The sequence below is a fragment of the Thermogemmatispora sp. genome, assembly GCF_042408735.1.
GTDB lineage: Bacteria > Chloroflexota > Ktedonobacteria > Ktedonobacterales > Ktedonobacteraceae > Thermogemmatispora.
The window spans coordinates 1-19,260 of the sequence record NZ_JBHOQV010000172.1; the positions used below are offsets into that span (position 1 = coordinate 1).

The window sequence follows — 19,260 nt, forward strand, 5'->3', positions numbered from 1 at the left end:
GCCTGGCCCACCGTCATCCAGGAGCTGGTCCGGGTGACGCGCCCGGGCGGCTGGATCGAATTGTTGGAACTCAGCGATGTCATCCAGCCTGCCGGACCGGCCACTCGTCGCCTGCTGGACTGGTTCACCAGCATCAGTCGGCAGTTGGGCTTTGAGATGGAGGTCCTGCGTCGACTGGGTGAGCTGCTCACGCAGGCCGGCTGCCTCGACGTCGTCAGCCAGGACATCCCGGTCCCGCTCGGTCGTTGGGCCGGGGCCACCGGGCACTTGCTGCTGACCGATGTGCTGCATGGGCTGGAGGCGCTCAAGGAGTCGTACTGCGCTCGGACGAAGACGCCCCCAGAGACCTTTGACACGATGCTGCGTGAGGCGGCCCAGGAGTGGGAACGCCTGCAGGCGCGCTATGTCTTCCATGCCGCCTATGGCCGGAGGCCCCAGCCATGAAGCCTGGTGAGCAGCGGGCCCATGCTGCCTCTCCCCCTGCTGGCCCAGGCATCCCCTCCTCGGGGGCCGGTTCCAGTTCCGGTTCCGGTTTCGCCAGGAGATGGCTGCCTCTCACCGCCGAGCAGGCGGCCGCCCTGCGGGCCGTGCTGGAGGGGTATCGGCAGGCGGCCTTTCAGCAACAGCTGCCGACCACGGAGCGCAACGAGCGGTTGCGCCAGAGCCAGGCCCTGCTGGCACGGCTGCTCGCGCTCTCGCTCCCGCCGGGCGGGCAGGGGGGGCTGAGCCTCTCGCCCGAGGAGCTGGACAGCTTGCGGCAGGTGCTGCAGGGCATTCGGGCGCAGCCGGAGCTGCGGGAGCGCTGGCGCCCCGCGCTCGAGAGGCTGGCTGCCGTCTTCGGCTGGGACGACGGCTAGGCGCCCAGGCTCCTGCGGCGGTCGTGGAGCCGCTGGCCTGGCGCGACCGACTCTGCCTGCCCTGCCCTGGCCGCGGCAGCCGTGCAGGTGGCTCGCTGCTGGCTGGCTGGCTGGCTGTTTCTCTGCCTGCCTGGGCATACCGGGCTTCTCTCCATGAGCACCACCTCAGAAAGGAGGATCATCTTGTCCCATGTCTCGACCGCTGACGCCACCCCACCCTGGCGGACCGGGTGGGGTCTCTGCCGCTCTCGACCAGGGGCAGGGGCGGCTGGCCCCTCCGGCCGCGGCCGGCCTGCAGGTCCTGCCGCCCGAGACGCCTGCCAGGCCGGCTCCCTCCCCTGCAGCGCGGCTGCGCCCGACGGACTGGCTCGTGTTGCTCCTGCGCCGGCAGGGCTGGCGGGTCGGAGCCATCGCCACCGCACTGGGGGTCAGTCCCAGCTGTATTGCTCAGCGTCTGCATCGCGCCCGCTTCGCCCTGGGGATTCGCCGCTCCAGCAAGCGCTTGCTGGAGGCCGTTCCCTGGCAGCAGTGTCCCGCCGACGCGCAGGTGGCCGCTGAACGCCTGCTGGCCCGCTGGCGGCAGGGACCCCCACCAGCGCCGGAGAGGATCTCCTCAGCCCGCACCCGACAGGAGGAGGCCCATGCCGCTTCGTGACCAGGACGCCCGCTGGGCCATCGGGCTGGACCTGCTCTTCGTCGACGCTGCTCGGCAGCACGTGGCCCTCATTCAGCGCCAGCAAGAGGGGGTGCTGGCCCTGCTCGGTGAGAACCTCTGCTGGGGGGAACCGGCAGCCGCCGGCCTCCTGCGGGCCCTGCGCGAGGAACTCGGCCTGGAGAGCACCACCTGGGGCCTCCTCCGGGCCGGCCTGCGCTCCTGGCGCCTGGGCGGCCTCTTCGGCCTGGACCAGCCTGCCCGGGACCCGCGCTTCCTGGCCGCCCCTCCCCTGGCCGAGCGTGCGCAAGTCCTCTCGCTGGTGTACCTGGTGGAGGCCGACCTGCCCCTGCTCGTGCAGGCCGCCCGGCCTGGCCCCGAGAGCAGCGTGCTGGGCCTGGAGGTGCTTCCGGTGGTTGCCCTGCAGCAGCAGCAGCTCTTTCTGGACCATGCCACGCTCATCCGGCAGGTCCTCGACGCTGAGCGAGCGGGCCGCCTGCCCCTGTTGCCCGTCGGCTCAGCCTGGCCCCTGCCCCGTAGCGACGCCGACGCGGAGCCGGTCGGGTGAGCTCTGCAGTCTAGTGCGGTGTTCTGCGGTGATGAGAGCAGAGCACCGCAGAGCAGATGAGAAAGGAGACCGTCATGCCTCCTGTTGGAAGGGATAGCCCGTCCGGTCCGGTCCGCCCACCCCAGCGCGGACGCTCGACCTACATCATCGACGCAGAGAACGCTGGGGAGCTGGCGCGGTTGATGCAGCAGGATCGGCTGCTCACCGAGGCGATGGGAGGCCTCTTGCCCGAGGAGGGCATCGGGCTGCCCGAAGCGGGCCGGGTGCTGGACCTGGCCTGTGGGCCAGGCGGCTGGCTGTTGGAGCTGGCCTTCTGCTTCCCGCGGGCTACCCTCCTGGGCGTCGACCTCAGCCCAGCGGTGGTCGAGTATGCTACCGCCCAGGCTCGCTCGCGTGGCCTGGAGCAGGTCCACTTCCAGGTCATGGATGTCATGGAGCCGCTCGACTTTCCGGACGGCTCCTTCGACCTGATCAACGGGCGGCTGCTGTCTGGCTTCATGCTGCCGGCGGCCTGGCCGAGGCTGCTAGCCGAGTGCCACCGCCTCCTCAAGCCCGGCGGCCTCATCCGGCAGACAGAGACGGACCCCCCCTGACCACCAGCCCAGCTTCCAAGCAGGCTGTCGCGGGTTCGAGTCCCGTCTCCCGCTCCCTCTTCCAGAGCCGCCTCCGCGGCTCTCCTCCCGTGGAGGACCCCTTCATAGCCCTCCTGACAGCTCTTCTGACAGCCCTATTCCTGCTCTCTCCTCAGCAATTGCTCCATTCGCTGCAGGGCCTCCCGTTGCATCCCCGGTAATACATGCCCATAAATCCCCAGCGCTGGCGAGTATGGCCTCAAGACCTGGGCCTTGGGATGCGCCTGCTCGATCTGTAGGGAGCGCTAAGCGCAAGAGCGCAAGCCCAACAGCTCACAGCCTTGCCCAGACCAGGGGCCGGCAGCTCCGCCATTCCAGGCCAGGTTGTCCTCTTGCTCTGCTCGACAGCCGGCGAGAGAAGAGCGGGTCAGCGATCCTGCTCCTCTCCCGCTCCGGCTCCACGCTGGATAGGATGGGAGGCTCAGAAGGAGAACACAGTGGTGAGAGATTCGCTAACTCAGGACTGCGCGACCTTAATGATCACCTTCTCAACCGCATCGGGATACGCGAGAGCGAACTCCAGAGCCGTCTGTGTTTCCTCAAAGGGAAAGCGGTGGGTAATCAGCGCGCGCACATGCTCAGGCTGCTTCTGCAGCAATGCCACAGCCTGAGCAAAGACCCCAGCGTTATTGCGTGACCCCAGGATCGTTAGCTCCTTGCGTGTGAACTCCACCACCGGCAGAGCGACCTCCTGATTCGAGAGGCCGATAATCACAATGCGCCCTGCGCTGGCCACCAGCTCGACGGCCTGGCGAATCACAGCTGGCACCCCCGTCGCCTCAAAGATCACCGCCGGCCCATCTCCGCCCGTCCAGCTCAGCAGGCGATCGGCCAGGGTCTCCTCCTGGGCCAGGGCCACCTGATCGGCGCCAAGCCTGCCTGCCAGCTCCAGGCGACTGCCCAGACGATCCACGATCATCGTTGATGCCCCCCGCGCCTTGCAAGCCAGCAGGACCGCCTGCCCAATTGGGCCTGCACCGAAGATCAGCACTTGCTCACCAGCATGCACCTGAGCGCGAGTGACAGCCTGAACTCCAATCGAGAGCGGCTCAGCCAGAGCTGCCAGCTCGGCATCTAGTTCTCCTACCGGATAGAGCTGGCTCGTGCTCACAGCGATAAACTCAGCCAGAGCTCCCGGAGCCTGCACTCCCAGGACTACGAGGTTGGTGCAACAATTGGGCCGTCCGTTACGGCAAGGATAACAGCGCCCGCAGCCAATGAGTGGCTCGACCGCTACCCGCTCTCCGATACGCAGCGGGCCATGATAATCCTCACCAAAGGCCACGATCGTTCCTGCAAACTCATGTCCCTGCGTCTGTGGGTAGCGAGTATAGGGATGATCACCTGTATAAATATGCAGATCGGAACCGCACAATCCCACCGCCTCCACACGGATCAAGGCCTGACCCGGTCCAGGCTCTGGTCTGGGTAGCTCGACCAAACGCATCTGACGCACGCCCGTTGTCAGAAAAGCACGCATAAAACCCCCGCTTTCTCTCCAGCTCGCTAGAAAGAAGGAGAAGAACTCAGCCGCAACAATCGCCGCTGCAACAAGATCCCGAGCCCTCTCAGGAAGATACGGAGGGAGAATGTTGGATCTGGAGCAGCCGAATCCTGGCCTTTTGAAAGGTTTCCTCGGACTCACGCAAATGATCCAGCATCGCCTTGCGGGCCCCAATGCGGTCTCCAGCCTTAATGCGCTCGAAAATTGGCACGTGATAGCGCTGTGCTCGTTGAGGAGTACCGGGGAGCGAGACGCCCGTGAGGCGTACCTCCATCAGCAGATCAGAGATGGTTCCAAGGAGAATGGGATAGAGGGGATTATGGGTCGCTGTAGCGATGGCAGCATGAAAGGCCACGTCGGCCTCTGCCCAGCGCTGTGGATCGTGTTCGAATTCCACCATAGCACGAAGCTGCGCTTCCATGCGCCCTAAGTCCTCCTCATCGCGACGCTCAGCCGCGAGGCCGGCAATTTCTACCTCCAGCAGGCGGCGCACCTCCTGGACATGGGCAAAGGCGATCTCCTTGTTACCAGTGCGCAGCATCATACTCATCAGCTCTGAAACGAGCGCCGTATCAGGGGCACGCACCGCCATGCCACCGCCAGGTCGTACCTCTAGCAAGCCCTTGACGACCAGAGCACGAATGGCCTCGCGCACTACTGTGCGGCTCACACCCAGAAGCTCGCACAGTTCTCGCTCGGATGGTAGCTTTTCCCCAGGCTTAAAGGCTCCTTCTATCACCAGGGCCTGAAGCTGCGCAGCCACTTGGTCGGAAAGCCGCGCTGCCCGTACCGGAGGACGCAGTTGTTGGAGGTGGTCCATACTCATGGTAGCTTATCCAGACTGTTCCTCTTGCCGATGTTTCCTCTGTATCGAGGAAGAACTAGCCGTACTGCAAGAACGCTCTAATGGCGTCCCTATTATACCCCTTCGACTGGCTTCTGTCGACGCAGGCAGAAGCCAGCTCGCTTCGTTTCACGCGCCGTAAGGAGCGAGTCCTAGGCAGCCTTCTCCACCCGAATCGTTCGCCGCTCCAGCCGCTCAAGTTGGATCGTACGCAGGCTATCGAGCAGAACTGCTAGAAAGATGATAGCTGCATAAACCAAAGGCTGCAGATAGATGTCGACGCGCGTGAAGATCAAGCCAGAGGTCACCAGCTGCACCAGAATTGTGCCCACAACGGTGCCTGGAAAGACACTGCCGCGGCCCCCGAAAAGGCTGGTTCCTCCCAACACAGCCACCGCGATGGCGTTGAATTCCTCATGCTGACCGAAGCCGGCATTAGCGACGCCAAACTGGGCCACAGACACAAGACCGCCCAGTGCTGCGCAGGCGCCGCAGATCACGTAAACACTGGCCAGGATAAAGCCCACATTGATACCAGCCTTCTTAGCCCCCTCACTATCGTTACCTACCGCATAGATCTGCCGTCCAAAAGTAGTCCGCGTCAAGATGAGCCAGGCCACCAGCACTACCACAGCAAAGATCGCAATTGGCAGGGGCACGAAACCAAAGAGACGGTGAGAGCCCAGATCAGTGATGCTCGCTGGAAAGGTTACATCCGCCGATTGCGTGATTGAGAGAGCCAGGCCGCGCATCAAAGCTAGAGTGCCTAGCGTCACAATAAATGGAACTATGCGTAAATAGGTAACGGCAAAGGCGTTGACTGAGCCAACCAGCATGCCCACAACGAGCGTCGCTGGCACCGCCAGCCAGAGCGGCAGGCCATTGCCCAGCAGATAGGTTCCTGTAATCGTCGCGGACAGGTACATCGTCGAGCCAACAGAAAGATCCACCCCTCCAGTGAGCAAGACAAACGTCATGCCAACTCCCACAATGCCAATGTAGGAGGCCTGGGTCAGTACGTTCTCGAAGTTCTTGTAGGTAAAGAATCGTGGTGATAGGATGCTGAAAATCAGTACCACGGTAATGAGCAAGATGAAGGGCATATTTTGCAAAAACAACATCATCCAGCGAACAAGGCTCTTACTCATGACAGCACCTTCTCCCGAAAGGCAGAGCGCAGAATGCGTTCTTGATCAAATTCGTCTCGCTCGAAGCTGGCCAGGATCTCGCCATTCCCCATGACCAGGATGCGATCGCACATGCCGATCAGCTCCTCGATCTCCGAGGAGATCATCAGGATGGCCGTACCCTGAGCAGCCAGCTCGTTAATCAGGGTATATAGCTCGTAGCGTGCCCCCACATCGACACCGCGTGTCGGCTCATCCAGAATTAAAACCGCTGGCTGAGCGAGCAGCCACTTTCCAATAACAACCTTTTGCTGATTGCCACCGCTCAAGCTCTTGACCGGCGTGCGCTCAGCTAAACCGCCCCTGATTTGCAGCAGGCGTACCAGATTGTCCACAGCCTTGTACAGACGCACTCGATCAATCAGGCGCAATAGGGAGCGCGTGTAGCGCGGCAGTGAGACCAGCGCCATGTTCTCGGTAACCGAGATCTCCATCAGCAGGCCCTCCTCGCGGCGATTCTCTGTTACAAAGCCCAGGCCCTGACGAATACTCCCACTGGGGGAGTGTCGGACCAATGGTTTGCCGCGAAGCAAAATCTCACCGCGCTCAAAAGGATCGAGTCCAAAGATCATACGGGCCAGCTCGGTGCGACCTGAGCCCATCAGGCCAAAGAGACCCAGTACCTCGCCGCGATGCAAGGCGAAATTGATATCGGCCACAATACCACTCTGGGAGAGTCCGCGTACCTCCAATACTGTTTCCGATGTTGGGCGGCTGGAACGCGGTGGATAAAGTTGCTCTAGTGTCCGCCCGACCATCAATGAGATCATCTCGGGGATCTTCAATTCACCGCGACAGGCTGTGCAGACCTGCTCACCGTCGCGCAAGATCAACACCTTGTCACAGAGGCGCTCCACCTCCTCCAGGATATGAGAGATGTAGATGATCGCCTTTCCCTGGGCCTTAAGGCGCTCCAATAGGGTGAAGAGCCGCTCGGTCTCGCGAGCTGTCAGGGAGGTCGTTGGCTCATCAAAGATGATCACACGAGCATCAGAATTCAGGGCTCGTGCAATCTCCACGAGCTGGCGTTCGCCAGGGGAGAGACGCTCGACCAGCGTATCAGGGGAGACCTTCAGGTCGACCAGTGAGAGCAGCTTCCTGACCTGCGAGCGCGCCTTGCGCCCGTCGATTAACACTGGGAAGAAAGGTAAGCGCGGGAAACCATTGATAAAGATGTTCTCGGTAATGGTCAAGTTGGTAAAGAGGTTGAGCTCTTGATGAATAAAGGCGATGCCCTGCTGCATCGCATCTCTGGGTGTACGAGGTGCAAAAGGCTCTCCTGCTAAAAGCAGCTCGCCAGCGTCAGCCTGCACCACACCTCCGAGAATGTTCATCAGCGTCGACTTGCCAGCCCCATTCTCGCCAATCACTCCCAGCACCTGGCCTTCGCTCAGGCTAAAGCTTATCTTATGCAGCACCTTGACTCCGAAGAAACTCTTCTCTATTCCACGAGCCTCTAACAACGGTTTTTGCTCGCTCATTTGCCCGTGCTCCTCTCTAGAAAACGCACGCGCGTGACATTGAGCAAGGCGGCCAAGACGATGAAGGCCCCTTTAACTGCTGTCACGGTGTAGAACGACAGGCTAAGGAGGTTCAGACTATTGTCCAGCAGGACGAAAAAGAGGACACCGAAGATCGTCCAGACGATTTTCCCCTTGCCGCCAAAGAGGCTGGTCCCACCAATGACGGTCGCCCCGATCACATCGAGCAAAATGTTGTCGCCCAGGGTCGGATTGCCCGTCTGCAGGCGCGCCGTGTAGAGCACCGAGGAGAGGCCGGCACAGAAGCCACTGATTACATAGGCCAGCGTGACGGCTCTGCGCGTGGGTACCCCCGAGACGATGGCTGTACGCAGATTGGTACCGATGGCATAAAGATGGCGCCCAAAGATAGTCTGACTCAATAGCAGATGCGCTGCGAGCGCCAAACCCAGAGCAATCAGCACCACATAGGGCACAAAGCCCAGGGCGCCATCACCCAGAACCGTGAAGCTGCGCGGCAGAAAGATGATCGTCTCCGATTTCGTCAACCAGATAGCCAGCGCATCAAAGAAAATCATCGTCACCAGGGTCACCATAAACGGCGGCATGCGGAAGCGTGTTACCGCCACCCCGTTCAACAGACCAACCAGCGCTCCCGAAAGCAGCATAGCCGCAATGCCGAGAGGAACAGAGAGCGGACTGCCAGCGAGTGGACTGCCATGCGGCCCAAGCAAGCTGCCCCAGAACGGGCTTTTACTGAACAGGTTGGGATCGAGCGACGTCGTCATGAGCATCGCCCCTATCACACTGGCCAGCCCCACGATCGCCCCTTGCGAGAGGTCGATACCAGCCACCAGCAGAACAAAGGTCTGGCCGATGGCGATACATAGCAAAGGGCCCGTATTCGAAAGAATATTGCTCAGGTTATCGAGTGACGCGATGTCCGGGATGATGGGCCAAAGGACCAAAAAGTAAGCTAAGGTTATATAAAGAACGAAATACTCTGAAAGGAGGAGATGGCGCCAGAGACGCCTGAAGGTCAGCGCCAGCAGCCCAGACAGCCGAGGCCCGCCCTCACTGGCGGCGGGAGCCAGGAACCGAGGCTGCTCCTGCCGCTGTGACCGCTGATGCTTTCCGTTCTGTTCAAGCAAGGCCATAGATGTGATCCTCCGTCCATAATAGCGCTGGGGCCGCCTGCACCTTCGGGGTAGGCATAGGGAGGCAAGCCATGTGGCCGGCGCCGGCACGGGTGGAGAGCAGGCGCCGCTCAGGCTTCCTCTTCATGCCTGCCCTCCCTGGCGGAGGTCGCCGGGAGCAGGGAAGGCGCGCGCCTGTTCATCAAGCACCAATATCCAGTCAGGGCCATCGCCGGGCGTCGTGAACGACTGCTCGCCGCCGGTGCTGACACTACCGATCTCCGAGGCCTGGCCGGTCCGTGGATCATACCACCAGGCATGGGCTACGGGACCTGCAATTTTGCTAACATCGATAACCACGCGGCGCACCGGATCGGGAATATAGACAAAGGCGTAGCTGCCATCAGTAGCACGGGTTGCCTGAACATGGAACGGGCCGTCACCCTCTCCAGAAAGCACCAGGCTTTGATCTGGGACTCGCCCAAAGTAGGGGCGGGAGAGCATCAGATTGCGCAGATAGCGCATCTGCACGGCTCCAGGATGATCGAGGACGCGATACCAATAAAAGATGGCATAAGAGATGGGACCATAGCCGGGTTGAAAGCACTGCCAGACAGAGTGGTTGCCGTAGGTGTGGCCACAGGCCCCAGCAAAAACCGCACGGTAGGCCTGGCGACGGACCTCGTAGTCACTAAAATAGCCATTGCTCGGATTCCAGTTGACCGGATGGTCCTCGTAGTTATTCTCGCCATCGAGAACGGGCTTGACAGGAGTCAGGCCGTAATCATGGGCGATCATCCCCCAGTTGGGTAGATCGCGAGCACTATGGCCTGACTGCAGCATGTTCATAGTCAGCCAGGAATCACTCTGAAACCACTGGGAAGACGACTGGCCTCCGGTTGGGTGATAGGTCATAAAAACAGCTCCACCAACTCCATCACGGATGCCAGCGGCCATATTCCGCCAGACCGCCTCATAGCCATCAGCAGGACGATCACCACCCAGAATCCAGAGAATATTCGTGGCATTGCGATAGCGCTCGCCAAGGAAGCGCCCGTAGCTATAGGCGTTGTTCTGGTTAAAGACGACGGGTCCAACTCCCCACAACTGATTCACTTTATCCCCCCAGGTGGGTAACAAGCCGACATACAGGCCATAGTCCTGGGCACGCTCAACAAAAGCGTCGACGAACTGGAAGTAGGCTTCATTGGGGCGAGTCGGATCATCGTTGATCAGCGGAAGCTGTCCTTCGCGATTAGGCTGATGCAGGCCATCGTTCTCAGCCAAAATAACCGTCTGAACCACATTGAAGCCCTGCTGACTGCGGACGTTCAGATAAGCCTCTATATCCGAGCGAGTCAGGCGATGGAGTAGCTCCCAGGCGGTGTCAGCCAGCCAGAAAAAGGGTTGCTGGTCCTCTGTCATAAGGAAGTGTCCGTCATCGCTGACCCCGATGCGGGGCAGGCGAGAGGAAGCAGCCTGGCTGACATTGGTGGCCAGAGCCTGCCGAGGTCTGCGCCATCCATGCCAGCCGTGAGCAGCAAAGCTGAGGCCCGCAGCTGTCGCCCCTTTCACAAAGGTGCGACGCTTCAGGTGTCGTGAGAGGAAGAATGGCAGGTCAGTCATGGCTGCTATTCCTTAGTGGCAATCATCCATATCGCTAAAAACAAAGAGCCGAAGTAGCGGGGGAGGCCGTCCTCCCTGAGCCCCACGCAGGAGAGATCACTCTGAGAGGGAGGACGGCAGGACAGGTACCCCAATTGGGGCAGGCAGTCTTGGTTAGACGCCCGACTGGGGGGGTGGAAGGACGCAGCCCCACATGTCCCTGGCCCGAGTACTCATGTTGGCCTGAGTCAAAGCAAAGCCCTTATCGATGAGCACCTGGTTAGGCTTGCTTTCATGATTGTCGATGGCCTTGAGAAGGGCTGCCAGCAGCGTATTGGCCTCATAGAAAAGATCCTGCACCCCGGTAGCATCGACATATTGAGAGCGCATCAAACCGCAGGCACGGGAATCGCCATCAATGCCTCCCATGATGACATGGTTGGGATCACCGATTGGCTTCCATTTGCCCAGAGGCTTGAGAACTGACTCGATCTGAGGATAAAGGAAATCGGAGGAAGTAAAGAGAAAATCAACATCGGGGTTGGCCTGCATAGCGTCTTGCAATCCAGCGAGAGCGGTGGGCGCATCCCACTTTGTAGCAACCTCAACCGGCTTGTAGAAGAGATTGGGATAACGGGCAATGACGGTGTCAAAGCCCTTCTTGCGCGCCACGGCATTCGGATCCCCCAGATCGCCAACCATGATCAAGGGGTGAACTTTACGATGAAGTTTCATCGCTTGCTGGGCCATAAACTCAACGGTAGCCTCGGAGATAGCCTCGTTATCGGCCACGACGACGAGGGCCGGATTAGGATTGCCTGGCGCCGGAGGCCGATTGAAGACGCCGATGGGAATGTTGGCCCGGTTCGCCTCTCCGATGATGGTGATGGCGCTGGCCCCATCCTGGGGAATGATGATGATGCCATCGACATGCTGGCTAATGCAGTCGCGGACCTGCTGCAGCTGTACATTGGGGTCTTGATGAGCATTGCGCTCAATGACTTGAATGCCTTTGTCTTTGAGCGCCTTGACAATCGCTGTGTGTCCGGCTACCCAGAACTCGGTTTCCAGGTCCTGGTAAGCGAAACAGATCTTTTTGGCTCCACTGCCGCCCGCGCTTGTCGATCCACAGGCTGATAGCAGCAAGCAGAGCAAGAGCACAGCAAGGAGGAGGAGATGTCGCGCAGCCTTCATTGGATGGGTTCCTCGTGGAAATACCTGGTCATGACTCGCAGTCATCGCTGATGCTCCTTTCAGGCACGCAAGAGGTCGGCCCGAAAAATATCTCGGCCACAAGCCGCTTCACTCCGGGCTTGCCAGACCGGAGGAAAGCAGAGGGCAGCTTCCAGCAGGCATCACTACCCGCTGGATGGCGGAAAACGAAACACACCGAGCGCTATGACCTCCCAACAGCGGCGTTCGGCTAACGCTCAGTCTGGTAATATGATGGAATGCCATCATACCAGTTTGATGGATGAAAACGGGCTGACTCAAACTTACCCTGGACGTCAGGTAACCGATATGTAATACGATAGCCTGACGATGGTCTAAATGTCAAGTCCCTTTCGGATGATCATCTCCGCGCGACGGTCCACCTGCGAGGGGCGCTTGACAGTTGCACACTTCTATATTATAGTATTCCATCATACCAGTCATGAGGAGAGAGGTCCATGTCTGCTCTGCGGCTCGCCCTTCTGGGCTGCGGCTTTTGGGCTCGCTACCAGCTTGCTGCCTGGCTGGAACTGGCGGACGTCCAGGTCGTGGCCCTCTACAATCGCACTCGCTCCAAGGCTGAGGCTCTGGCTGCCCGCTTCGGCGTCCCCGCCATTTATGATGACGCTGAGCAGCTCTTAGAGCGAGAGTGTCCCGATGCTGTGGACATCGTGACCGATCCTGCAACGCACGCCCACTTTGTCGAACTGGCTGCCCGTTACGGCGTTGCTGCTATCTGCCAGAAACCGATGGCCCCTACCCTGGAGGAGGCCGAGCGCATGGTTGCGCTCTCTGCCGCTGCTGGTATTCCTCTGATTATTCATGAAAACTGGCGCTGGCAGCGTCCTCTGCGTCAGCTCAAGCAAGAGTTGCTTGCTGGTAACATTGGCCGTCCTTTCCGTGCTCGTCTCCAATTCTGCTGCAGCTTTCCTGTTTTCGCAAACCAGCCTTTTCTAAAGGAGGTGGAGCGCTTCATTCTGATGGATGTTGGTAGTCATCTGCTCGACACTGCCCGCTTCCTCTTCGGTGAGGCTCAGAGCCTTTCTTGTCAGACTGCCCGCGTCAATCCTGAGATCAAGGGAGAGGATGTTGCTACTGTCATGTTGCGGATGGGAGAGGTCACCTGCCTCTGCGAGCTGAGCTATGCCAGCCGCCTGGAGCATGAGCGCTTCCCTGAGACCTATGTCCTGATCGAGGGGAGCGAGGGATCACTGGAGCTAGGGCCGGACTATTGGATTCGCCGCACGACCTCGGAGGGCACGCTGGCGCGCCGTTATCCTCCGCCGCGTTATCCCTGGGCTGACCCTGCCTACGAGCTGGTCCAGGCCAGTATTGTTCCCTGCAATGCCAACATCCTGGCTGATCTGCGGGGTGGCCCGCCGGCAGAGACGCGGGCTGACGACAACCTGAAAACAATGCGCCTGGTCTTTGCGGCCTACGAGGCGGCCAGCACAGGCTGCACTGTTCACTTATCCTAGCCTGGGGGAAGGGAAGTAACCGGGTATGTATCCTGCAACACTTGAAGAACTGTTCTCGCTCGCTGGGCGTGTGGCTCTCATCACAGGGGCAAGTGGCGATCTCGGGTGGGCGATGGCTCATGGTCTGGCGATAGCCGGAGCTCAGGTGGCCCTCAATGGAAGAGCACAGGATCGCCTCGAGCGACTAAGGCAGGAGCTGCAAGAGCGTGGCACGGAGGCGGCCAGCTTCTCTGCTGATCTAGAGGATCTGGCCGCCCTTCCACAGCTTATTCAGGCCGTGGTCGCTCACTTTGGACGGCTGGATATCCTGGTCAATTGCGCTGGCATCAACCTGCGCCAGCCCTTTCTGGAGGTCAGCCCTGCCGACTATGACCAGATCATGCGCACTAATCTGCGTAGCGTTTATTTCCTCTGCCAGGCCGCTGCTCCTCAGATGATCCGCCAGGGCGGCGGCCAGATCATCAACGTCGGCTCTCTGACATCCACTATTGGCCTGAATGAGGTCTCGGTCTATGGTTTAACTAAAGCCGCCATTGTACAGCTGACGAAAACGCTCGCTATCGAGCTGGCCGCCTACAATATCCGCGTCAATTGCATCTGTCCCGGGTTCATGGCAACGAGACTGACTGTCCCTCTCTGGGATGACCCTCGTCGACGCTCCTGGATGCTAGAGCGGCTTCCCATTAAGCGCCCTGGCGAACCTGACGACTTGATCGGCCTACTGATTTATCTCGCCTCTGAGGCCTCACGCTATGTCACTGGCCAGGCCATTTATGTCGATGGGGGCTTTCTGGCTGGAGGCCACTGGTGAGGGCCCAGGAAAGGGAGCAGCAGCAGGGAGAAGGTGCATGCTATGAAATATAGGATTACTGCCACAGCTCCAGCCAAACTTATCCTCCTCGGCGAGCATGCGGTGAACCGCAACCAGGCTGCACTGGCTCTCAGCCTGGGACTGTATGCGACCTGCACGCTCTCCCCTTCGGATGGCGAGGGATACCTCTTTGAGACGAATGGCCCAGAGCAGCGTTCCTGCCTTTTGAGTCGCGCAGATCTGCACCAGCTTGCCTATCAAGTTGATGGCTGGCTGGCGCATCAGGACTACGCGAGGCTCCAGGCCCTGGTGGCACGCCACTTCTTCGCTCCTGCGGCTTATGTGCTAGCTGCGGTTGAGAAGCAGCTCCCTCCAGGACTCCGTATCCGCCTCAGCAGCGCGATCCCCCCATCCGCCGGCCTGGGATCCGGAGGCGCCATCTTCGTAGCTCTGGCCGCGGCGCTGGCTGAGCTGCTTGGACTGTCTCGCTCGCCAGAGGTCATTGCAGGCTGGGCCTGGCGTGGGGACGTACTGGCACACGGAGGCACCGCTTCGGGCCTCGATACACAGACCTCGCTCTGGGGCGGAGTGATCCGTTATACCCTGGCACGTCAGGCGGAACCTCTCTCTTCTGTGCAGGTGCCATCGCTGGTGATCGGACACTGCGGGATCAGCGCCTCTACCAGCGAAGTGAACGCTCGCGTGCGTAGCTGGTTGGCAGAACAGCCAACCCGACTTCACTATTTCCAGGAAATTGGCCTGCTGGTGGAGCTGGCGGAAGGTTGCCTCCGAGCCGCCGATTGGCCACGTCTGGGCTATCTGCTGAATCTGAATCAATTGATTCTAGAGCGGATTGGAGTGTCATGCCCAGCATTGGAGCGTCTGATCGAAGCTGCTCTCGGGGCTGGGGCCCTGGGCGCCAAGCTTTCTGGCTCAGGTGGCGGCGGAGTAATGTTCGCCCTGGTCACGGAGGCCAGTCTGCCGGCCGTGCGGGAAGCGCTTGCCGATGCCGGTGGTCAACCTATGGTCCTTCCCCTGGCAGTCCCTGGGGTCTCTGTGCAAAAAGACCCTCTCTCTGACCCTTCAATGTCTCTGGAATGAGGTGATTTATCGTAATGCTAGACCTCCTTCACAAGAAACGAGTTGTTGATTTGACTCATCTTCTGTTACCCGGACAGGAGCAGTACCAACTGGAAGTCAAGCCGCGCCTGAAGCGCACCGGGGCAACAGGGGATATCATGAGCGACGTCTATTTCTGGTCGCATGTAGGAACCCATGTTGAAGTTCCGCTGCACTTCTATGCCGATGGCAAGGATACGGCAGATCTGCCTCTGGCCCTGTTCATGGGGCCGGCCATCCGGCTGGACTTTCGCCATAAGCAGGTGAATGAACCGATTACGCTGTCTGAGCTTCAGGCTGCTGGCGATATCCAGGTTGGCGAGCATGTGATCCTTTGGGAGGGGCGAGCCCATCAGTATCGCACGAGCCAGTCACATCAACGCCCCTATCTGAGTGAAGAGGCGTTAGAGTGGCTTCTCACAGATCGCAAGATGCGGCTGCTGGGGACGGATAGCTCCGGCTTCGAGGTACGAGGAGTGTCGCATTTCCCCAATCATAGACGCCTCTTTAAGGAGGATGCCGCTGTATTGGAATGCCTCTGCAATCTAGAGCAGATCCGCCACCAGCACTTTTATCTGATCGCCCTGCCACTGCCGGTGCGTGGTCTAGATGCCTGTCCAGTTCGAGCTATTGCGATTGAGGAGAGCGATGAGTGAAGGCCAAGGTCGAGTGCGTCTCGGTTCCGCGTTCTTCAACGCTGATCATACTCAGCTTGCCTCTGAGCTACGCCGTGTGGAGGAAGCGGGGCTGGATTTTCTCCACCTGGATGTTTTTGACGGCCATTTCGTAGAGGACCTCGGCTTCGCCCCCAAAACGATCGCGGCTTTACGCAAACTGACGCGGCTGCCATTCGAGGTGCATCTGGCGGTTGAGGAGCCTCTACGCTTCATTCCGGCTCTAGCTAGATGTGGCGTGGACCTGGTTTTTTTGCCAGCGGAGCGCACGCCGCTGCTTTATGAGGCAATCTTTACGGTGCGGGAGCATGGTCTGAAGGTTGGGCTTTGTCTGGCCCTGGGTACGCCGCTGCAGGTGTTGGAGGGGGTGCTTCCTTTGCTCGATGCTGTCTTGTTGCTGGGTCGGGTGACCGGCGAGGGGGAGCGGGGGCGAACCTTTAATGACTTGCTGCTGCCACGGCTGCGCCGTGTGCGTCAATGGATCGAGACAGGTGGCTACGCTGTTGATCTGCAAGCTGCGGGAGGCCTGGAAACCCAGAGCTGCTGGGCAGCAGTCGAGGCCGGGGCAACCTCTCTGCCGCTTGGCCAGGCCCTGCACCGCGAACCGGACTTAGCTGCGTATGTGGCCCACCTGCGGTCAGTCCTTGAGCAGGGGACCCACGCTTTTGACGGCGACCCGGCTGCGCCGGCTGCCTTGCCAGATCCCCCGAGGGGCGCGGGAGAAAAGAAGACTCACCACTATCGCGTCTTGGTGACTTCGCGCTCCTTCGGTCCACATTGCCCTGAGGCCGTGGCTCGCCTCCAAGCGGCGGGCTGCGAACTCGTGACGCTGCAGCCAGGCCGCCCTCCTACAGAGGAAGAGCTACTGTCGCTCATCGGTGATGTGGATGCTATGATTGCTGGCACGGAGCCAATTACTGGGCGTGTGCTGGCTCAGGCACGGCGCTTGCGCGTCATTGCCCGACACGGCGTCGGCTATGAACATATCGATCTGGAAGCGGCACGAACCCAGGGGATCATCGTGGCAATAGCTGGCGATGTCATCGCTGAGTCAGTGGCAGACATGACACTTGCCCTGCTCCTGTCCCTCGTGCGTCGGGTGCCGCAGGGCGATAGGGCTGTGCGCCAGGGACAGTGGCCACGCTGTGTGGGGATGGAACTGCGCGGGAAGGTCTGTGGCCTGATTGGCTTAGGACGCATTGGCAAGGCTGTCTGTCGCAGAGTCCGTGGATTCGGCATGCGGGTAGTAGCTGCCGATGTCTATCACGACGACCTTTTCGCCGCTAACTGGGGGATCAACTATCTCTCCCTTGATGAGCTATTATCGTTGTCCGACGTGGTTTCCCTACATGTTCCGCTCACTGCTGAGACATTTCACTTGATCAATCGCGAAAGGCTGGCATCCATGAAGCCTGGGGCGTATCTGATCAATACGGCCCGGGGGGAGCTAATCGATGAGGAAGCTCTGGTAGAGGCGCTGCGTTCTGGCCATCTTGCTGGAGCGGCCTGCGATGTCTTTGAACATGAACCTCCTGGCCCCCATCCTCTGCTGACGCTTGAGACAGTGATCGCCACGCCCCATAGTGCAGGCCAGACTTTGGAGGGACTGCGCCGGCTGGGAGAGGTGACTGTAGAGAATGTCTTGCGTGTGCTAGCTGGAGGTGAGCCTTGCTTCCGCGTCGTTTGAGAACAGCTCCTCTGTCCACCTCATCTCACCCCTGAATCGGGGAGAACCTCTCCGTCACCGGAAGATTACTTTTGCATCTTATTTTTAGATAAACGCCTCTATCCGGCCAGCACTTCTCCTGGACTGAATCTTCCGTTTAAGAGTGTTTCCCTGAGCACCGTCGTGCTCAGGGAAACACCGTTCGAGTGTCTCCTGGACAACCCACTTGTCTGGGGATGATTGATCCTACTACAGGACGTCTTCGAAGTGGCATGGCCACCAGACTCCTTAAGAAGTCGCGGTTACATTGGTCGCCTGTCCAGGAAGTTGCCCGTGTTAGCTCAAGAAAGGTCGCTTCGGTGGAGGGGAATAACTGGCCAGTAGTGATGGAGCCGTTTTTGAAAGGAGGCGCTATTACTGGTAAGCACCACTGAGAAGCCTCTTCGGCCCACCAGCCAGTGAAGGATCTTACTTCGGTCCGAAGATCCCAAACTGATCAGCATTTTGAGCTGTAACGAGCACACAGTCAATGGACTGCTTCTCCGGCTGGCCTGTAGAGCCAGTTTTGAGATATTTGTCTACCTCGTCAACCGCAAGCTGAGCGATGTGGACAATGGGCTGCAAGACTGTCGCCTTAATCCCCCCTTGCTTGATGGACGCGATTACCTCTGGTGTCCCATCAAAGCCTACGACGACGACATTCGTCTTGTGAGCCGCCTGCAGAGCTGCCCAGGCTCCCAGGGCCATTGTGTCATTCCCCGAGATCACCCCCTGGATATCAGGGTGGGCCTGCAGAATGGTCTGCATCTTCTGGAAGGCCTCAGTCTGGTCCCAGTTGGCGCTCTGCTGGGCCACCATCTTCAGCTGTGGGTACTGGTCGATGACATCGTGATAGCCGCGCGAGCGGATAGCGGCGTTGTTATCAGACTGCTTGCCAAGCAGCTCAACGTAGTTTCCCTTCTCGTGGAGAAGCTTGACGAACTCCTGGGCGCCCAGAGTTGCCCCCTGGTAGTTGTTAGATACAATCTGGGCGGCTGCAATGCCAGTTGCATTGATCTCTCGATCGATTAGGAAGACCGGTACCCCCGCGTTCTTCGCTTTTCTCACCGCGGCCACGCTGGCATCGGCGCCAGCGTTGTCGAGAATGATAGCTGCTGCGTGGCGGGCAATAGCCGTATCGATGAGCTGGTTCTGCTTGTTGACATCATCGTCGTGTGTGACCACTAGCGTGTCGTAGCCCAGGGCCTTCGCGCGCGCGTTGGCGGCATCGGCCTCCGCCTTGAAGAAAATATTGTCGTAAGCCGGGGTGATGATCGCAATCAGCTTCTTTGCGCTTGACGCACTGCCAGTCGCCTGAGTGCTGCCACAGGCAGCAAAAGCCCAGCTTATCAAAATGAGCAGAGACAGAAGAGAAAGTGTTCGCCTCAACATGCTCATTTTCCTTCCTGACTCCTCGTCGAGTCGAGTGCCTCTTGCAGAAACAACAGAGCGTGAAGAAAGTGTCACTGTTTGATGACACAAAGTTCCCTGAAAGTTCTCTCACCCCCTGCGGCTGACTGGTCCCTAGACGAGGGCTATTCGCTTCTGCCATCGCTGCTGGAGCTGGTCGATGATGACCGCCAGCACAATGACGGCCCCTTTGATGACCATCTGCCAGAATTCGGAGACCCCGATCAGCACCAGGCCATCGCTGAGGACCCCTATCACAAACGCGCCGATGATGCTGCCCAGGATGGTTCCTCGCCCGCCAAAGAGCGAGGTTCCTCCCAACACCACCGCCGCGATGGCATTCAATTCATAGCTCTCCCCCGTGGCTGGCTGGGCCGCCTGCAGC

17 protein-coding genes and 2 pseudogenes are annotated in these 19,260 nt (G+C 59.7%); 10 read left to right on the forward strand and 9 right to left on the reverse strand.

All coding sequences use genetic code 11. The annotated features are described in order from the left end of the window. The 5 genes and pseudogenes from ACFMO7_RS18735 to ACFMO7_RS18755 form a co-directional block, all read left to right on the forward strand. Nucleotides 1–444, forward strand: a pseudogene (locus ACFMO7_RS18735) (class I SAM-dependent methyltransferase); the annotation flags it as partial. Continuing rightward, nucleotides 441–857, forward strand: coding sequence for a hypothetical protein (locus ACFMO7_RS18740; protein ID WP_376797015.1), 417 nt, complete (start codon nucleotides 441–443; stop codon nucleotides 855–857). The pseudogene ACFMO7_RS18735 and the gene ACFMO7_RS18740, both read left to right, overlap by 4 nt. Nucleotides 858–1,047: 190 nt before the next feature. Then, the gene (locus ACFMO7_RS18745; RefSeq protein WP_376797016.1) at nucleotides 1,048–1,512 is read left to right on the forward strand and encodes a helix-turn-helix domain-containing protein; all 465 of its coding nucleotides are present in this window, start codon (nucleotides 1,048–1,050) and stop codon (nucleotides 1,510–1,512) included. Beyond that, on the forward strand, nucleotides 1,499–2,077 hold the full coding sequence (locus ACFMO7_RS18750; RefSeq protein WP_376797017.1) for a hypothetical protein: 579 nt from the start codon (nucleotides 1,499–1,501) through the stop codon (nucleotides 2,075–2,077). The genes ACFMO7_RS18745 and ACFMO7_RS18750 overlap by 14 nt, the downstream gene beginning before the upstream one ends. 74 nt (nucleotides 2,078–2,151) lie before the next feature. Continuing rightward, nucleotides 2,152–2,670, forward strand: coding sequence for a class I SAM-dependent methyltransferase (locus tag ACFMO7_RS18755; RefSeq protein ID WP_376797018.1), 519 nt, complete (start codon nucleotides 2,152–2,154; stop codon nucleotides 2,668–2,670). 496 nt (nucleotides 2,671–3,166) lie between these two features. Here the strand turns inward: ACFMO7_RS18755 and ACFMO7_RS18760 are convergent, their stop codons facing one another. The 7 genes from ACFMO7_RS18760 to ACFMO7_RS18790 form a co-directional block, all read right to left on the reverse strand. Next, the gene (locus ACFMO7_RS18760) at nucleotides 3,167–4,189 is read right to left on the reverse strand and encodes a zinc-binding alcohol dehydrogenase family protein (RefSeq protein ID WP_376797019.1); all 1,023 of its coding nucleotides are present in this window, start codon (nucleotides 4,187–4,189) and stop codon (nucleotides 3,167–3,169) included. Nucleotides 4,190–4,277: 88 nt separating this feature from the next. Next, nucleotides 4,278–5,039, reverse strand: coding sequence for a FadR/GntR family transcriptional regulator (locus ACFMO7_RS18765; RefSeq protein ID WP_376797020.1), 762 nt, complete (start codon nucleotides 5,037–5,039; stop codon nucleotides 4,278–4,280). A 170-nt stretch (nucleotides 5,040–5,209) separates the two neighbouring features. Then, on the reverse strand, nucleotides 5,210–6,205 hold the full coding sequence (locus tag ACFMO7_RS18770; RefSeq protein ID WP_376797021.1) for an ABC transporter permease: 996 nt from the start codon (nucleotides 6,203–6,205) through the stop codon (nucleotides 5,210–5,212). Next, nucleotides 6,202–7,725, reverse strand: a complete 1,524-nt coding sequence (locus ACFMO7_RS18775; RefSeq protein WP_376797022.1) for a sugar ABC transporter ATP-binding protein — start codon at nucleotides 7,723–7,725, stop codon at nucleotides 6,202–6,204. The genes ACFMO7_RS18770 and ACFMO7_RS18775 overlap by 4 nt, the downstream gene beginning before the upstream one ends. Beyond that, nucleotides 7,722–8,882 carry an ABC transporter permease gene (locus tag ACFMO7_RS18780; RefSeq protein WP_376797023.1) on the reverse strand — a complete coding sequence of 387 codons (1,161 nt, stop codon included), beginning with the start codon at nucleotides 8,880–8,882 and terminating at the stop codon, nucleotides 7,722–7,724. Before ACFMO7_RS18780 ends, ACFMO7_RS18775 begins: the two co-directional genes overlap by 4 nt. Nucleotides 8,883–9,005: 123 nt before the next feature. Next, complete coding sequence (locus ACFMO7_RS18785; protein WP_376797024.1) at nucleotides 9,006–10,487, reverse strand: glycoside hydrolase family 140 protein; 1,482 nt, start codon at nucleotides 10,485–10,487, stop codon at nucleotides 9,006–9,008. Nucleotides 10,488–10,640: 153 nt separating this feature from the next. Next, nucleotides 10,641–11,660 carry a sugar ABC transporter substrate-binding protein gene (locus tag ACFMO7_RS18790; RefSeq protein ID WP_376797025.1) on the reverse strand — a complete coding sequence of 340 codons (1,020 nt, stop codon included), beginning with the start codon at nucleotides 11,658–11,660 and terminating at the stop codon, nucleotides 10,641–10,643. A gap of 476 nt (nucleotides 11,661–12,136) precedes the next feature. On the opposite strand from ACFMO7_RS18790, the gene ACFMO7_RS18795 reads away from it, so the two are divergent. The 5 genes from ACFMO7_RS18795 to ACFMO7_RS18815 are packed head-to-tail and all read left to right on the forward strand — an operon-like array spanning nucleotide 12,137 to nucleotide 17,447. Continuing rightward, on the forward strand, nucleotides 12,137–13,156 hold the full coding sequence (locus ACFMO7_RS18795) for a Gfo/Idh/MocA family protein (protein WP_376797026.1): 1,020 nt from the start codon (nucleotides 12,137–12,139) through the stop codon (nucleotides 13,154–13,156). A gap of 25 nt (nucleotides 13,157–13,181) precedes the next feature. Further along, entirely contained in the window at nucleotides 13,182–13,967 is a 786-nt protein-coding gene (locus tag ACFMO7_RS18800; protein WP_376797027.1) for an SDR family NAD(P)-dependent oxidoreductase, read from the forward strand. A gap of 42 nt (nucleotides 13,968–14,009) precedes the next feature. Continuing rightward, entirely contained in the window at nucleotides 14,010–15,068 is a 1,059-nt protein-coding gene (mvk, locus tag ACFMO7_RS18805; RefSeq protein WP_376797028.1) for a mevalonate kinase, read from the forward strand. A gap of 14 nt (nucleotides 15,069–15,082) precedes the next feature. Continuing rightward, nucleotides 15,083–15,742, forward strand: coding sequence for a cyclase family protein (locus tag ACFMO7_RS18810; protein ID WP_376797029.1), 660 nt, complete (start codon nucleotides 15,083–15,085; stop codon nucleotides 15,740–15,742). Continuing rightward, nucleotides 15,735–17,447, forward strand: a complete 1,713-nt coding sequence (locus tag ACFMO7_RS18815) for an NAD(P)-dependent oxidoreductase (RefSeq protein ID WP_376797030.1) — start codon at nucleotides 15,735–15,737, stop codon at nucleotides 17,445–17,447. The genes ACFMO7_RS18810 and ACFMO7_RS18815 overlap by 8 nt, the downstream gene beginning before the upstream one ends. Before the next feature lie 447 nt (nucleotides 17,448–17,894). On the opposite strand, the gene ACFMO7_RS18820 is transcribed toward ACFMO7_RS18815, so the two are convergent. Both ACFMO7_RS18820 and ACFMO7_RS18825 read right to left on the reverse strand, forming a co-directional pair. After that, the gene (locus tag ACFMO7_RS18820) at nucleotides 17,895–18,857 is read right to left on the reverse strand and encodes a D-ribose ABC transporter substrate-binding protein (RefSeq protein WP_376797031.1); all 963 of its coding nucleotides are present in this window, start codon (nucleotides 18,855–18,857) and stop codon (nucleotides 17,895–17,897) included. Nucleotides 18,858–18,989: 132 nt separating this feature from the next. Beyond that, nucleotides 18,990–19,260: pseudogene (locus ACFMO7_RS18825) on the reverse strand (ABC transporter permease); the annotation flags it as partial.